The sequence below is a fragment of the Actinocrispum sp. NPDC049592 genome, from assembly GCF_040675465.1.
Lineage (GTDB): Bacteria > Actinomycetota > Actinomycetes > Mycobacteriales > Pseudonocardiaceae > Kibdelosporangium.
On sequence record NZ_JBFAPA010000027.1, the window covers coordinates 36,065 to 51,000 of the forward strand.

Here is a 14,936-nt window from a genome sequence, read left to right on the forward strand (position 1 = left end):
GCTACGAGGCGTGTGGATCTGTGTTGTGGTGTTGCTCGGCCTGAGCGCGGTCGCGGCCCGCCTGCGCCGCCGCCGGTACCGTCCCCGCGCCACCGCCCGCCCGGTCCGTCCCCGTCCGCCGGCACCCAGCTGCGTGGTCATCGTCGGTTCCCGGTTCGGCACGCACACCCGGCGCACCGACCGCAAACCCCAGCCCCGCCACTACCGGGCCCCCGCCGCCCGCCGCTGACGTTCGCGGTGCTGCACCTGCCCACCATGACGATGCCGAGCGGATCCTCACCGGCTACACGGACGTTCCGATGGGCGTCAGCTGAACATCCCGGACTGCTCGTGCTGCTCGCGGCCGGGGACAGCGGCGCCACCTTCGACGATCGGCTGGCCAAAGCCGCTCAGGACCGCGGTCTCACGGTGGCCAAGTAGCACTCGTGCGTGGCCGCGCCGGTTGGACCGGCTCGGCCACGCACGTTGGTGTGGGTTAGAGGCTGGCGATGAGGCGCTCGACGCGTTCGTCCACGGCCCGGAACGGGTCCTTGCACAGCACCGTGCGCTGGGCCTGGTCGTTCAGCTTGAGGTGCACCCAGTCCACGGTGAAGTCCCGGCCCGCTTCCTGGGCGGCGGCGATGAAATCACCGCGCAGCTTGGCCCGGGTGGTCTGCGGCGGGGTGTCCTTGGCCGCCTCGATCTCCCCGTCGTCGGTGACGCGGGCCACGAGGTCCTTGCGCTGCAACAGGTCGAAGATGCCCCGGCCGCGGCGGATGTCGTGATAGGCCAGGTCCAGCTGGGCGATCCGGGCACTGGACAACTCCAGCCCATGCTTGGCCTGGTACCGCTCCACCAGCCGGTGCTTGATCGCCCAGTCGATCTCCCGGTCGATCCGCCCCAGATCCTCCTGCTCCACCGCCTCCAGCGTGCGCCCCCACAACTCGATCACCCGGTTGGTCACCGGATCGGCACCACGCCGCTCGACATGCTCGACCGCCTTGGCGTAGTACTCCCGCTGGATATCCAGCGCCGAGGCCTCCCGGCCACCCGCGAGACGCACCAGCCTGCGGCCGGTCAGATCATGACTGATCTCCCGGATCGCCCGGATCGGGTTGTCCAAGCTGAAATCCCGGAACTGCACCCCATCCTCGATCATCTCCAGCACGAGGTTGGCGCTGCCGACCTTCAGCAGGGTGGTGGACTCGGACATGTTCGAGTCGCCCACAATCACGTGCAGGCGGCGGTAGCGCTCAGCATCCGCGTGCGGTTCGTCGCGGGTGTTGATGATCGGCCGCGACCGGGTCGTCGCGCTGGACACGCCCTCCCAGATGTGCTCGGCCCGCTGCGACAAGCAGTACACCGCGCCCCGCGGCGTCTGCAGCACCTTGCCCGCGCCACAGATCAGCTGACGCGTGACCAGGAACGGCAACAACACATCCGCGATCCGCGAGAACTCCCCGGCCCTGGTGACCAGATAGTTCTCATGACAGCCGTAGGAGTTGCCGGCCGAGTCGGTGTTGTTCTTGAAGAGGAAGATATCGCCGCCGATACCCTCATCGGCCAGCCGACGCTCGGCATCCACGAGCAGGTCCTCCAGGATCCGCTCACCCGCCTTGTCATGCGTCACCAGCTGCACCAGGTCGTCACACTCCGCCGTGGCGTACTCCGGGTGCGACCCGACGTCCAGGTACAGGCGCGAGCCGTTACGCAGGAAGACATTCGAGGAACGTCCCCACGACACGACCCGCCGGAAGAGGTACCTCGCCACCTCATCCGGGCTCAACCTGCGCTGCCCATGGAAGGTGCAGGTCACCCCGAACTCGGTCTCGATGCCGAAGATCCGCCGCTGCATCCCTTAAGCCTAGGCGGTCCGGGCGACAGGGGCCGTGCGCCGTTCGGGGCGACATAGGTCAACTGGCCGTATTCGTAACATTCGATCGGCGCCGGATCGGCGGTGTCGCTAACGTTCCAGACGTGTTCAGACGAGTCCGCAGCCGCCTGCGCGATGCCAGCCAAGTGGACAAACGCCTCGTCCGCCGGTCCGCCGGGCTGCCGCCCAGCCGCGCCGACCGGGTGTTGACGGCGCTGACCAAATCGGCCAACCACGGAAAGCTCTGGTTCGGCGTGTCGGCCGTGCTCGCCCTGCGCAAGGGCAAGACGCGCCGCGCCGCGATGCGTGGTGTGGCCGCGATCGGGGGCGCGAGCATGAGCGCGAACCTGATCGGCAAGCAGCTGTTCCCGAGACGCCGGCCGGCGGCCGAACTGCTGCCGGTGCACCGCCGGTTGACCAAACGGCCGACATCCTCGTCCTTCCCGTCCGGTCACTCAGCGTCAGCAGTGGCGTTCACCACAGCGCTGGCCATGGAGAGCCCGGTCTTGGGCCTGGTCATCGCCCCAGTGGCGGCAGCGGTCGCATATTCGCGCGTCCACACCGGCGTGCACTGGCCGACCGATGTCGCCGCCGGTGCGGCCATCGGGGTGGCCGCCGGGCTCGCCACCCGGCGCTGGTGGCCCACCGGAACGGACGAACCGGCCATCGCGCACCCCCATTCGGCGTTGTCGGCGTTGGAGGACGGCGAAGACCTGCTGGTCCTGGTGAACCCGGGATCCGGGGTGGACGGCGAGGACCCGACCGGCCAGATCGCCGAGTACTGGCCCAAGGCGACCGTGCTGACGCCGTCGCCCGGCCGGGACCTGGTCGAACAGCTGCGGGACGCGGTCGACAGCAAGGCGCCCAAGGCCCTCGGCGTCGCGGGCGGCGACGGAACCGTCGCGGCGGTCTCCACGGTCGCCGCGGAACGGCAGTTGCCGCTCGTTCTCGTGCCCGCAGGGACGCTGAACCACTTCGCCCGGGACGTCGGCGCGGACGGGATCCAGAGCGCCGCCACGGCCGTCTCAGCGGGCGACGGCGTCCGGGTCGACCTCAGCACGGTCACCGTCGACAGCCAGCCGGCCCGCTGGTTCATCAACACCGCGAGCCTCGGCGGCTACCCGGACATGGTGCGGCTGCGGGAGAAACTGGAGAAGCGCTGGACGAAATGGCCCGCGGCGGGGATGGCCCTGGTCAAGATCCTGCGCGAGTCGACCCCGCTGCACCTGCGCATCAACGGCGAGCACCACCTGGTCTGGATGATCTTCGTCGGCAACGGCAGCTACCGCCCCAAAGGCTTCGCCCCCACCACCCGCCCGCGCCTGGACAACGGCCTGATGGACGTCCGGTACATCCGGGCCGACGTGCGGTTCTCCCGGTTGCGGTTCATCGCGGCCGCGATCACCGGAGCGCTGCACCGCAGCGTCACGTACCGGCACTTCGACACGGGTGAGCTGGACGTGACGGTAATCGGGTCGCCGGTCGCGATCGCCACTGATGGGGAGGTGGGGCCGGAGGGGACACGGTTCCGGTTCCGTTCGCAGCCCGCCGCGCTGGGTGTGTATCGCGCTGAGTGAGGCTGGGTCTGGGCGCCCGGCTGGGTCTGTCTGCGAGGTGCCCGGGCGCGGGTTTGATTTTGTGCGGGGACCCCTGCGGCGCGCGGGCAGGCAAGATGCGGGCAGGGCCGGCGCCCTGCCCGCCGACGAGCTTATGCGCGCCGCCACCCCGCACAAAATCAAACCCGCGCTACCCCACACCCATCCGAAGGTGGCCCCGCTGTCCCGAAAAAAGGGCCCCTCGTGCGGGTGTGCGCGAGGGGCCCTGGGGTGGCTTTGATGGTTATTCGCCGCCGGGTGCATCGGTGGGGGGTTCGTCCTTTTTGGACTCGTCGGCGGCCGGAGGCGTTTCCGTGGTGGGCAGCAGGGCGGTGAGGGCTTCGCCGGAGATCCGGCGGAAGGCGCGGCGCGGGCGGGAGCGGTCGAGGATGGCGACCTCGAGCTTCTCCGGGCCGAGCAGCTCACCGGCGTTGCCGTTGTTGTTGCCCGCCGAGGAGGACGAGGACGACGAGGAGGCGCCGGTGCTGGGGCTGCTGGACTTGCTCAGCGCGCGGACGGCCACGCCCAGCGCCTCACCGAGCTCCATGCCCTCGTTGACGGTCTCCTTGAGCGCCGTGGAGATCGGGTCGGTGTTGCCGCCCATCACCACGTAGCGCGGCTCGTCCACGATGGACCCGTCGTAGGTCAGCCGGAACATCTGGTCCTGCTCCGAGGTGGCGCCCACCTCGGCCACGCAGATCTCGACCTCGTAGGGCATCAGCTGGTCGGTGAAGATCGAGCTGAGGGTCTGCGCGTACACGTTGGCCAGCTGGCGGGCCGAGACGTCCCGCCGGTCGTAGGCGAAACCCCACAGCTCGGCGTGCTTGATGCCGCCCCGGCGCAGGCTGTCGAACTGGCTGTAGCGTCCGGCCGCGGCGAACCCGATCCGGTCGTAGAGCTCGGACACCTTGCGCAGGGTGCTCTTCGGCGGAACCTCGGCGACGAACAGCACGCCACCGGCGTACTTCAGGACGACCACGCTGCGGCCGCGGGCGATGCCCCTTCTGGCGATCTCCGACCGCTCCCGCATCAACTGCTCGGGCGAGGCGTACAGCGGCATGCTCACAGCGAGGGCTCCTGGGTCTCGATGGTCTGGAAAAGGAGGCTAGCCACGGGGGCGCCGCATCCGGTCGGTGACGACGGCCTCGGCGATCGAGCTGGTCTCGTCCTCGGGGACGCGCACCGCGCCGTTCTGGCCGTCGATGGTGATGACGGACGGGAAGATCCGCCGCGACACGTCCGGGCCGCCGGTGGCGGTGTCGTCCTCGGCCGCGTCGTAGAGCGCCTCGACCGCCGCCCGCAGCGCCGCGTCCCGGTCGCCCGCCGGGTCGTGCAGCTTTTTGAGCGACGAACGGGCGAACAGCGAGCCGGAGCCGACCGCGTGGAACCCGGCGCGCTCCTCGTAGCGGCCGCCGACCACGTCGTAGGACACGATCCGGCCGGCCGGCTCGTCCGCCTCGTGGTCGTAGCCGACGAACAGCGGCACCACGGCCAGCCCGCCCATGGCCATGTCGAGGTTGCTGCGCACCATCGAGGCCAGCTGGTTGGTCTTGCCGTCCAGCGACAGCTGCACGCCCTCGATCTTCTCGTAGTGCTCCAGCTGGACCGCGTACAGCCGGACCAGGTCGATCGCCAGGCCCGCGGTGCCCGCGATGCCCACCGCCGAGTACTCGTCGGTGATGTACACCTTCTCCATGTCCCGCTGGGCGATGAGATTGCCCGCGGTCGCCCGGCGGTCACCCGCGATCAGCACGCCGCCGTCGTAGACGGCGGCGACGATGGTGGTCCCGTGCGGGATCTCGACGGGGTTCACCGCGCCCATGCCCGCGGGCGACACTCGCACGCTGCCGCCGGGCAGCAGTTCCGGCGCCTGCTCGCGCAGGAACTCGGTGAACGACGACGAGGCGGCCGACATGTAGGCAGCCGGTAGCCCAAGGCCCGCCCCCAGGCGGGAGAAGGTGTTGTCCATGCCCTGCTTTCGTTCCTAGGTGCTCTGTCCGGCCGCTACGTGGTGCCCGGGGGCTACTGGCCGCCCTTTTGCACGTACGCGCGGACGAAGTCCTCCGCGTTCTCCTCGAGGACGTCGTCGATCTCGTCGAGGATCGTGTCCACGTCCTCACCGAGCTTCTCGCGGCGTTCCTGACCGGCCGGGGCCGCGCCTTCGACGTCCTCGTCGCCGTCGCCGCCACCCTGCCGCTGCACATGTTCCTGGGACATTGGGCCTCCCGTTCGACTGGCCTACTTGAACATTACCCAGGAGGACCGACATTCGTCCCGCCGGTGCCCGGGTGTTTCTCTCCCGGTGAACTCAGCCGCGACTGGCGCCGGTCAGCGCGTCGACCAGTTCCTCGGCCGTCGCCGAGGCCTCCAGCAACGCTCCGACGTGGGCTTTTGTCCCCCGCAGCGGCTCGAGGGTGGGGATGCGGACCAGCGACTCGCGGCCGAGATCGAAGATGACCGAGTCCCAGGACGCGGCCGCGATCGAGTTCGGGTAACGCTCCAGGCAGCGGCCCCGGAAGTACGCCCGGGTGTCGCTCGGCGGCTCGGTGATCGCCGCACGTACCTCGTCCTCGCTGACCAGGCGTTTCATCGAGCCGCGGGCCACCAGGCGGTTGTAGAGGCCCTTGTCCAGCCGCACGTCGGAGTACTGCAGGTCGACCAGGTGCAGCCGGGGCGAGGACCACTGCAGGCCGTCGCGGGCCCGGAAGGCCTCCAGCAGCCGCAGCTTGGCCGGCCAGTCCAGCCGGTCGGCGCACTCCATCGGGTCGCGGCGCAGCGCGTCCAGCACGTCCGCCCAGGTCCGCAGCACGTCGCGGCTGACGGTGTCCTGGTCAGTCTTCTCCAGGTGCTCGGCGGCCATCTCCATGTAGGCCGACTGGATGTCCAGCCCGGTGAACTTGCGGCCGTTGGACAGCTCGACGGTGGTCTTGAGCGTCGGGTCGTGGCTGAGCGCGTGCACCGCGCGGACCGGGTCGGCCAGCTTGAGGTGGTCGAACCGGATGCCGGACTCGATCATGTCGATGACCAGCGCGGCCGTGCCCAGCTTGAGGTAGGTCGAGTACTCGGCCAGGTTGGCGTCGCCGATGATCACGTGCAGCCTGCGGTACTTGTCGGCGTCGGCGTGCGGCTCGTCGCGGGTGTTGATGATGCCGCGCTTGAGCGTGGTCTCCAGGCCGACCTCGACCTCGATGTAGTCAGAGCGCTGGGACAGCTGGAAGCCGGCCTCCTCGCCGGCCACGCCGATGCCGACCCGGCCGGAGCCGCAGATCACCTGGCGGGACACGAAGAACGGGGTCAGCCCGGCGATCACCGAGGTGAACGGCGTGCTGCGGCTCATCAGGTAGTTCTCGTGGGTGCCGTAGCTGGCGCCCTTGCCGTCGACGTTGTTCTTGTACAGCTGCAGCCGGGGCTGGCCGGGGACGGTCGCCGCGGTCAGCGCGGCCTCCTCCATCACCCGCTCCCCCGCCTTGTCCCAGATCACCGCGTCGCGCGCGTTGGTGACCTCGGGCGCGGAGTACTCCGGGTGCGCGTGGTCGACGTACAGCCGGGCGCCGTTGGTGAGGATGACGTTGGCCGCGCCCAGGTCCTCCACGTCCGGGTCGGACGGGGCCATGCTGGGCGCGCCGAGGTCGAACCCGCGGGCGTCCCGCAGCGGCGACTCGACCTCGTAGTCCCAGCGGGCCCGCCGGGCCCGGGGGATGTCGGCGGCCGCCGCGTAGGCGAGGACGACCTGGGTCGAAGTCAGTACCGGGTTGGCTGTGGCATCGCCTGGAACCGCGATGCCGTACTCCACTTCAGTCCCCATGATCCGCCGCATGAGGACCAGCCTATGAGGTGCGTGCCAGGGCCGTCGCAGCGAGTGGTGCGATCCGTGTCACGGCCTGCCGGGCCTTGGTCTCGGTGGCCGCGCTGACCACGACCACGCTCAGCAACTGCCCATCGGCCTTCACCGCAGTGCACGCGGACTGTTTCGTGCTCGTCGCACACCAGCTGACCTGGCCATCTGCCGCCACGGCAGGCGTGCGCACGGTGACCTCGGCGCCCTCGGCCCGGTACTTCCCGCAGGTCAGCTTGTCCCGCAGGGCGTCGACGACGTCGTCCGCCTCGTCGTCGTAGGCCAGCACGACCTGGCGCAAAGTTGCTCCACTCGGGTAACTCCACGCGGTCTGGTAGGCCGTTGTGGCGTCCAACAGCGGCACATTGCAATCCGGCAACGTCGCGGGAACCGTGCGCTGCGGGGAGCCACTCGGTTGGACACCCTCACTGGCCAGATCGGCGGCGGTCAGCGCGACCTTGTCCAGCGCGGGCGCCTTCGGCTGCTCGCTCGGCGCTGCCACGGGGGCCGGGCGTGGGGCCGCACTGGGGCTCTGCGACGGCGCTGAGGGTGTTTCGGCGTCCCGGTAGTACCGGTTGTCCCGGAGGTCGTTCGGCTGGCTCGAGCAGCTCGACAGAAGCACAGCGGCTCCCGCAACAGCGAGCACGTGCACGCGACGCAAGGTTGTTGGTCCCCTTGAAGCTCTTGGCATCTCCCAGACCTGGGCCCGGTCAACCTATCGCACCGCGAACTCAGCTCAGGTCGAGGCCCATCAGCCGGTGGTCCTCGTGGATCGAGCGCAGCGGCGTCACCGTGACGTACCCGTCGGCCAGCAACGCCGCGTCCGTCCCGGCCTCGAGTTCGCCCTCCACCTCGATGGTCGCGAGCTCGATGGCCTCGTCGCCGATCCGCGTGACCTTGCTGCGCAGCTGGCCGTAGGTCGCGAGGCGGGCGATCCGCGGCGGGCGCAGCCGGTCCGCGGGCACGTTGGGAACGTTGACGTTCAGCGCGTCGCCCGCGGAAAGCCCGGCCAGCTTGGGCAGCAGCCGGCTCACCACGGCCGCGGCGCTGTCCCACAGCGGTTCGCCCCCGCCGAGGCCCACATCGAGCGACACGGCCATGGCACGGGCGCCGTGGATGGCGGCCGTCATGGCCGCGCCGACGGTTCCGGAATGCAGCACCGCGCGGCCGATGTTGGCACCCAGGTTCACGCCGGACAGCACGACATCGGGCCGGGTGCCGAAACCGTCCTCGCCCGCGACCATGGCGATCAGCCCGGGCTGGGCGGAAACCGCGTACGCCTCAACGTCTTCGAGCCCAGGCAGCCGGTGCCGCCGGATGACCACCTGGCCGCCGCCGACCGCCGCGTGCACCGCGGCACTCGCCCCGCTGGCCTCCGTCGCGGGCGCGGCGATCAGCGTCTCCCAGCCGAAGTCCACCGCACAGCGCGCGAGCGCCGCCAGGCCGGGTGAGTGGATGCCGTCGTCGTTGGTCACCAGCACGCGGGTCATACGGCTCCCTTCGCAGTGGACGGGTCACGTCCAGGCTAGGGCGCTGTCCCGCCGGCCCGGCCCGCCGGAGGGACAGCCGCGGATCATCGGGTCACGGGCAGGTCATGTGCGCGACCGTTCCCGGGGTGGGCACGTGGATCGGCTCCAGCCGGATGGACGCGTTCGCCTGGTTAGGGTCGCGGTCCGGGTACCACTGGTCGATCCACTCGACCAGACCGTTGTCCAGCCAGGACAGGCTGCGCACCTGGCCGCCGCAGCTCTGGTCGGAGATCCGGCCGACCTCGTGCCACGGGCCGAGCATGCCGTTGGTGGAGTACGCGTAGCCGGCGCCGGTCCCAGAGCAGTACCCGCAGTTGGGTTGCGAGTAGGTCAGGTACAGCACCGAACCCGACCGGAAGATGGCGGGCGACTCGACGTCGTTACGGCCCACGACGTTGCGCACACCGCCGCCGACACCGTTGACCCACCACTGGTCGAGCGGCTCGATGTTCAGTGTCTGGTTGGCCATGGTGCAGACGATGTAGGCGCTGCCGCCGTCGTTGACGATGGAGAAGTCACCGTTGTCGTAACAGGTCGACATGTTCGGCTTGTTGGTCGAGCCATGCGGGCCGCCTGCTTCCGAGCCACACGGCCCGACCGGGCTGTTGCAGCCGAGCGCGTAGTAGGCGTTCGCGCCGATCCGCCGAAAGTCGTCGGGCGCGTTGAACCACAGGATCCAGACACCGTCGCTCTGCCGCTGCACCATACGCGGGTTGAAACACCCACCGCCGAAGTGCTTCACACAGGTCTGCTGCCAGCTCTCCCCGCCCGGCGTGATGCCGCCCCAGCTGTTGTGCCCGGACGGGTCGAACATGTTGCCGCGGTCGGTCCAGTGCACCTTGTCGGGCGAGCTCCAGACGCCGAAGCCGCAGAAGTCCGTCTCCGGGTGCTGCCACTTGAAGCCACACGCGTAACGGGTGCCGTACAGGTAGTACGTGCCGCCGACCTTGTTGATCATGCCGTCGTGGCCGTCGATCCCCGTGATCTCCTGAGGTTCGTCGGGCGCGACACCTTGCACGGACGGTGCCGCGGCGACGGCACTCGGCACGGCACCGGCGAGGCCCACAACAGCCAGCGCCGCCACTAACGCGGCACATGCGGTTCTTTTCAATGCGCGGATCATCTCTCCCCTTTCGCTGACCCGTCATTCAGTCCGGCGATGCTGATTTCGGTGGCACGCAAGCCGCCGCTCGCCGGGCCGGGAGTCCGGCCCCAGCCCCTGCCAGGTCCGGTTCGCGAACCGGACGCCCCTCCCGTTGAAACGTTTTAACAACTCGTCGAACGTTAGCAATGGCCCGCTGGGGCCACCAGCTATTCGACCGTCCTCCAAAGCCCGCGGTCACCCCGCGCAGGAACTGACAACTCCTGCCCACGGATGCGGGGTTCGTTCGCGATCAGGTCCACGCAAGGTGTGCGCGTTGGTCCCAGTAGCCGGCGGGGTCCTCGGCCAGGTCGGCGAGCAGCATGCCGTCTGGTTCGTCCAGTTCGACCGGCACGAGGTTGGAGTGCAACTGGGGAACGCTGGCGGCGCCCGTCAGCACGACGTCCGCCCACGGCTGTGCGAGGGCCGCGGCCATGGCTACAGCGTCGGGGCCTGCCAACGAGCGGTTGGCGATGTCGGCGACCGCACGGGGTGGCCGCACGGCGAGCCGTCCGTTCGCCATGACCTCCTTGACCATCACCCGCGCGCCCGCCTTGTGCGCCTCGGCCAGCGCGGGCCCCGCGGAGGTCTCCAGGAGGTTCCAGGTCGACTGCACGGCCGAGAACAGCCGCTGCCCGTCCACTTCGAGCTCGAACGCCCGCCGGATCGTGTCCGCCTGCCTGGGCCCGGAGGTGGAGAACCCCAGCGGCACGCCGATCCCGGCCATCGCGGCCTGCAGCTCGCGGTCGGTCAACAGCGGGCTGTCGATGGTCAGCGAGTGCACCTGGTAGAGGTCGACGTCCAGCAGCGCCCTGGTCTCGGCCCACTGGCGCTCGAACCGGGCCAGCGAGTGCTCCTTCACCTCGTGCACCTCGGCGTCCGGCCGCCAGTCCGCGGTGTACTCGTAACCCCACTTGCTCGACACGGTCACATCCGTGAACCCGCGGGAGGCCAGCCAGAGGCTCACGAACTCCTCGGCACGGCCATATGACCTCGCGGCATCGACCCACCGGATTCCGGCCGCGTACGCGGCGTCCAGGACCTCGAAACAGGCCTCCCGCATCGCGTCGACCGTCCGCTCGGCGGGCAGGGCGCCGTCGCGGCCCAGGTTGATGTACGCGGGCCTGCCGAGGGCCGCCGTGCCGATCGCGATCGTCATGCGCCCAAACATAGGCAACGGGCGCCGCGGCCGCGGCGCCCGTTGCGTCGATCGGGAGGATCTACAGGTACTGGCCGGTGTTGCTGGCCGTGTCGATCGCCCGGCCGGACTCCTGGTTCTTGCCGGTGACCAGCGTGCGGATGTAGACGATCCGCTCGCCCTTCTTGCCGGAGATACGTGCCCAGTCGTCCGGGTTGGTGGTGTTGGGCAGGTCCTCGTTCTCCGCGAACTCGTCCACGATCGCGTCCAGCAGGTGCTGCACCCGCAGACCCGGCTGCTTGGTCTCCAGGACCGACTTGATCGCGGCCTTCTTCGACCGGTCGACGATGTTCTGGATCATCGCGCCGGAGTTGAAGTCGCGGAAGTACAGGACCTCCTTGTCCCCGTTGGCGTACGTGACCTCGAGGAACCGGTTGTCCTCGCTCTCCTCGTACATCCGCTCCACGGTGTGCTGGATCATCGCGTCCAGGCACGCCCTGGTGTCACCGTGGAACTCGGCGAGGTCCTCGGCGTGGATGGGCAGGGTGTCGGTCAGGTACTTGGAGAAGATGTCCTTGGCCGCCTCGGCGTCCGGACGCTCGATCTTGATCTTCACGTCCAGCCGGCCCGGGCGCAGGATCGCCGGGTCGATCATGTCCTCGCGGTTGGAGGCACCGATCACGATGACGTTCTCGAGGCCCTCGACACCGTCGATCTCGCTCAGCAGCTGAGGCACGATCGTGGTTTCCACATCGGACGACACACCGCTGCCGCGGGTCCGGAAGATCGAGTCCATCTCGTCGAAGAACACGATCACCGGGGTGCCCTCGGAGGCCTTCTCCCGTGCCCGCTGGAAGATCAGCCTGATGTGCCGCTCGGTCTCGCCCACGAACTTGTTCAGCAGCTCGGGACCCTTGATGTTGAGGAAGTAGGACTTCGCCTCGCCGTCCCCGTCACCGCGTGCCGCCGCGACCTTCTTGGCCAGGGAGTTGGCCACGGCCTTGGCGATGAGCGTCTTGCCGCAGCCGGGCGGGCCGTACAGCAGCACGCCCTTCGGTGGCCTCAGCTCGTACTCCCGGTACAGGTCCGCGTGCAGGAACGGCAGTTCCACGGCGTCGCGGATCTGCTCGATCTGCCGGAACAGGCCACCGATGTCGGCGTAGTCGACGTCGGGCACCTCCTCCAGCACGAGATCCTCGACCTCCGCCTTGGGCACGCGCTCGTACGCGTATCCGGACTTGGTGTCGACCAGGAGCGAGTCTCCTGGCTTGAGCGGCGAGTCGGCCAGCGGATCGGCCAGCCAGACCACTCTTTCCTCATCGGCATGTCCGACCACAAGCGCTCGCAGTGAGGCGCCATCGGAACCCGCGGACAGCAGCTCGCGCAACGTGCAGACCTCGCCGGTCTGCTCGAACGTGCCACCCTCCACCACGGTCAGCGCCTCGTTGAGACGCACCGATTGGCCACGCTTGAGCGCGTCGATCTCGACGGCGGGCGATACAGCCACCCGCATGCGGCGGCCGGCGGTGAACACATCCACCGTGCCGTCCTCATGACCGGCGAGATAGACACCGTAGCCGCTGGGCGGCTGCGCTAGCCGATCCACCTCCTCCCGCAACGCCAGCAACTGGCTTCGGGCCTCGCGAAGCGTGTCCACCAACTTGGTGTTGCGCTCGGTGAGCTGACCCACTCGTTCAGATGCTTCGGCAAGCCTCTGCTCGAGCAGGCGCACATGGCGAGGCGACTCCGTCAACTTGCGGCGCAGCAGCGCGATTTCCTCTTCGAGGAATCGGATCTGCGCGGACTGACTGGTCTCACGGCCCGCGCCGTCATCGGCGCTGTGGTCGTCGGCCTCCTCAGGCCGACTGCCGGGACGGTCGTGCTGCATGGTCGGCACCTCCTCCCGAACTTCGTACCCCATACGGTACCGGTGATCACTGACATTAGAAGCTCAACCAGATGTCGAGATCGGCGCGTCGATGTCAAGAAACCCCCGCTCGGAGGGTTTGGATGCTCCATCCCGGTGTAGTACGGAACCGGTGACCGGCTACGGTGCGTCCAGTACTAGTCCAACTGCGCTCGGGGCGAACGCAGTTGAAACGTGACATGTACACGATCGCCACAGCTAGGAGAACGTAATGTCCCAACCGCCGCAGCAGCCGGGCGGATACGGCGACCAGCCCGGCTACGGCCAACAGCCTGGATACGGCCAGCAGCCTGGCGGCGGCTACCCGCAGCAGCCAGGTGGCTACCCGCAGCAAGGTGGATACCCGCAGCAGCAGCCTGGTGGCGCGTTCCCACCATCCGGACCCCAGCCGGCCCAGCCGGGTGGGCAGTTCCCACCATCCGGACAGCAGCCCGGTGGCTACGACCCGAGCTCCGGCGGCTTCCCGCCGCCCGGACAGCCCGGCGCCGGTGGCTACCCGCCGCCGCCCGGTGGTGGTTTCCCGCCGCCCGGGGGTGGCTTCCCGCCCCCGCAGCCGGCCAAGAAGAGCCCGCTGCCGTGGATCCTCATCGGTGGTGGCGTGATCGTCATCGCCGTCGTGGTGGTGCTGATCTTCACCCTCGGCGGTGGTGGCAGCGGCGGCAGCAGCCCGCAGGCCGTGGCGCAGAGCGCGGCGGACGCGTTCAACAGCCGCGACATCAACGCCATCAAGAAGGTCGCCTGCAACCCCGACAGCGTCAAGGAGGAGGACCTGGGCCCGCTGGCCCCCGGCGGCAGCGACAAGCTGCCCGAGGGCTTCGAGTTCAAGGCCACCCTCGGCAGCGTCGAGGAGCACGGTGACACCGCGACCGCGAAGATCAAGCTCTCGGTGAGCTTCGCGGGCCAGTCGCACGAGCAGGAGATCCCGCTTCCGCTGAAGAAGCAGAACGGCTCCTGGTGCGTCGAAGGCTGAGCTGATCGTGCGTGCGAGGCCCGGACTTCTCCCGGAGGTCCGGGCCTTGTTCGTCGGTTGGACACCATGAATGCGTCATGTCCACATGCGAACCCAACTGCGGACGCTGGGCCGGTCGGGTGATCTTTTGGGTTGCGGGTAGCTTGTCGGCGTGTTGACCCCCGCGAGACGCAGAATGCTCGGCGCGACGGTGCTCGCGTTGGGCATGGTGCTGGGCGGCGCGGGGGCGGCGTACTTCTTCTTCGCGTCGGAGGCGCCTTCGCCGGTGGCCGCGGCGCCGGGTCCGTCAGTGCCGCAGTCCGAGGGGTCGCCGGAGAGCCTGGCGCGTGCGGTGGTGGACCGGTTGAACGCCAAGGACCTCGATGGAGTGATCGAGCTCACATGCGCGCAGGGCAAGAACACCGGCCGGCGCGAGCTGATCCGGGCCTTGCCACCGCTGGACCCGTCCGCTCCGGCGTCGACCCGCAGCGCGGCGATGGAGTTCCAGCTCAAGGATGTGAACGAGTTCGCCGAGGGGTACGTCGCGGGGATCGCGGTGAGTTACCAGGGCGCGTCGCACGAGGGGAAGATGCGCATCCAGCGCAGCGGCGACGCGTGGACCCTGTGCGGCATGGACTCCCCGCAGCTCACCGCCATCGGCCCGGGCTGATACCCACCCGTCGCGACCGGGTGCGGGTGACACCCATTTCACAGCCGCCGGATACGGTGTGCGCATGGTCCCGCCCGAGCACCCGCCGGCCCCTGAACCCCCAGACGGCACCCCCGCCGATAAGCCGGAAATGCCCGATTCCCAAGAGGGTGCGGCCAGGTCGAGCGCGGCTGAGGGCGGAAAGCCCGAGGACGCGGACACACCTGCCGCTGCGGGCGGCGAGAAGCCAAGTCCTGCCGCGGGAAGCGAGAGGCCTGGCGAGGCCGAGCCCACCGAAACACCGGCCGCCGCGGGCGAGAA

Annotated in this window: 14 protein-coding genes; 4 read left to right on the forward strand and 10 right to left on the reverse strand. The window is 69.3% G+C overall.

Annotated features, from left to right (window positions below; genetic code table 11):
• Positions 1-10: 10 nt before the first annotated feature.
• Positions 11-229 (forward strand): hypothetical protein, encoded by a 219-nt coding sequence (locus AB0J95_RS47150; RefSeq protein ID WP_364772859.1) that lies wholly within the window; start codon positions 11-13, stop codon positions 227-229.
• 246 nt (positions 230-475) lie between these two features.
• Here AB0J95_RS47150 and pafA read toward each other — a convergent pair whose 3' ends face one another.
• Positions 476-1,834, reverse strand: coding sequence for a Pup--protein ligase (gene pafA / locus AB0J95_RS47155; protein ID WP_364772861.1), 1,359 nt, complete (start codon positions 1,832-1,834; stop codon positions 476-478).
• A 122-nt stretch (positions 1,835-1,956) separates the two neighbouring features.
• On the opposite strand from pafA, the gene AB0J95_RS47160 reads away from it, so the two are divergent.
• Positions 1,957-3,429, forward strand: coding sequence for a phosphatase PAP2 family protein (locus AB0J95_RS47160; protein ID WP_364772863.1), 1,473 nt, complete (start codon positions 1,957-1,959; stop codon positions 3,427-3,429).
• A 262-nt stretch (positions 3,430-3,691) separates the two neighbouring features.
• On the opposite strand, the gene prcA is transcribed toward AB0J95_RS47160, so the two are convergent.
• The 9 genes from prcA to arc form a co-directional block, all read right to left on the reverse strand.
• Positions 3,692-4,513, reverse strand: a complete 822-nt coding sequence (prcA, locus tag AB0J95_RS47165; RefSeq protein WP_364772865.1) for a proteasome subunit alpha — start codon at positions 4,511-4,513, stop codon at positions 3,692-3,694.
• 39 nt (positions 4,514-4,552) lie between these two features.
• Positions 4,553-5,416 (reverse strand): proteasome subunit beta, encoded by an 864-nt coding sequence (gene prcB, locus AB0J95_RS47170; protein WP_364772867.1) that lies wholly within the window; start codon positions 5,414-5,416, stop codon positions 4,553-4,555.
• 53 nt (positions 5,417-5,469) lie between these two features.
• On the reverse strand, positions 5,470-5,664 hold the full coding sequence (locus AB0J95_RS47175; RefSeq protein ID WP_364772869.1) for a ubiquitin-like protein Pup: 195 nt from the start codon (positions 5,662-5,664) through the stop codon (positions 5,470-5,472).
• Positions 5,665-5,755: 91 nt separating this feature from the next.
• A complete protein-coding gene (gene dop, locus AB0J95_RS47180; protein ID WP_364772871.1) occupies positions 5,756-7,264 on the reverse strand; it encodes a depupylase/deamidase Dop in 1,509 nt (502 codons plus the stop codon).
• Between the two features lie 10 nt (positions 7,265-7,274).
• Complete coding sequence (locus tag AB0J95_RS47185) at positions 7,275-7,904, reverse strand: hypothetical protein (RefSeq protein ID WP_364772873.1); 630 nt, start codon at positions 7,902-7,904, stop codon at positions 7,275-7,277.
• A 109-nt stretch (positions 7,905-8,013) separates the two neighbouring features.
• Positions 8,014-8,772: a 5'/3'-nucleotidase SurE gene (locus tag AB0J95_RS47190; RefSeq protein WP_364772875.1), complete on the reverse strand. Its 759-nt coding sequence runs from the start codon at positions 8,770-8,772 to the stop codon at positions 8,014-8,016.
• 91 nt (positions 8,773-8,863) lie between these two features.
• The gene (locus tag AB0J95_RS47195) at positions 8,864-9,934 is read right to left on the reverse strand and encodes a hypothetical protein (RefSeq protein WP_364772877.1); all 1,071 of its coding nucleotides are present in this window, start codon (positions 9,932-9,934) and stop codon (positions 8,864-8,866) included.
• A 271-nt stretch (positions 9,935-10,205) separates the two neighbouring features.
• Entirely contained in the window at positions 10,206-11,111 is a 906-nt protein-coding gene (locus tag AB0J95_RS47200) for an aldo/keto reductase (protein ID WP_364772879.1), read from the reverse strand.
• A 61-nt stretch (positions 11,112-11,172) separates the two neighbouring features.
• Positions 11,173-12,978, reverse strand: a complete 1,806-nt coding sequence (gene arc / locus AB0J95_RS47205) for a proteasome ATPase (RefSeq protein WP_364772881.1) — start codon at positions 12,976-12,978, stop codon at positions 11,173-11,175.
• Between the two features lie 250 nt (positions 12,979-13,228).
• On the opposite strand from arc, the gene AB0J95_RS47210 reads away from it, so the two are divergent.
• Together AB0J95_RS47210 and AB0J95_RS47215 are read left to right on the forward strand one after the other, a co-directional pair.
• Entirely contained in the window at positions 13,229-13,987 is a 759-nt protein-coding gene (locus AB0J95_RS47210) for a hypothetical protein (protein ID WP_364772883.1), read from the forward strand.
• Between the two features lie 151 nt (positions 13,988-14,138).
• Complete coding sequence (locus AB0J95_RS47215; RefSeq protein WP_364772885.1) at positions 14,139-14,636, forward strand: hypothetical protein; 498 nt, start codon at positions 14,139-14,141, stop codon at positions 14,634-14,636.
• Positions 14,637-14,936: the final 300 nt, after the last annotated feature.

What these genes read in the sequence shown, in the direction of transcription:
- dop (WP_364772871.1), bottom strand. Translation starts at nt 7,264, where the DNA reads ATGCGGCGGATCATGGGGACTGAAGTGGAGTACGGCATCGCGGTTCCA.
- AB0J95_RS47175 (WP_364772869.1), bottom strand. Translation starts at nt 5,664, where the DNA reads ATGTCCCAGGAACATGTGCAGCGGCAGGGTGGCGGCGACGGCGACGAG.
- prcB (WP_364772867.1), bottom strand. Translation starts at nt 5,416, where the DNA reads ATGGACAACACCTTCTCCCGCCTGGGGGCGGGCCTTGGGCTACCGGCT.
- AB0J95_RS47210 (WP_364772883.1), top strand. Translation starts at nt 13,229, where the DNA reads ATGTCCCAACCGCCGCAGCAGCCGGGCGGATACGGCGACCAGCCCGGC.
- AB0J95_RS47190 (WP_364772875.1), bottom strand. Translation starts at nt 8,772, where the DNA reads ATGACCCGCGTGCTGGTGACCAACGACGACGGCATCCACTCACCCGGC.
- pafA (WP_364772861.1), bottom strand. Translation starts at nt 1,834, where the DNA reads ATGCAGCGGCGGATCTTCGGCATCGAGACCGAGTTCGGGGTGACCTGC.
- AB0J95_RS47200 (WP_364772879.1), bottom strand. Translation starts at nt 11,111, where the DNA reads ATGACGATCGCGATCGGCACGGCGGCCCTCGGCAGGCCCGCGTACATC.
- AB0J95_RS47195 (WP_364772877.1), bottom strand. Translation starts at nt 9,934, where the DNA reads ATGATCCGCGCATTGAAAAGAACCGCATGTGCCGCGTTAGTGGCGGCG.
- arc (WP_364772881.1), bottom strand. Translation starts at nt 12,978, where the DNA reads ATGCAGCACGACCGTCCCGGCAGTCGGCCTGAGGAGGCCGACGACCAC.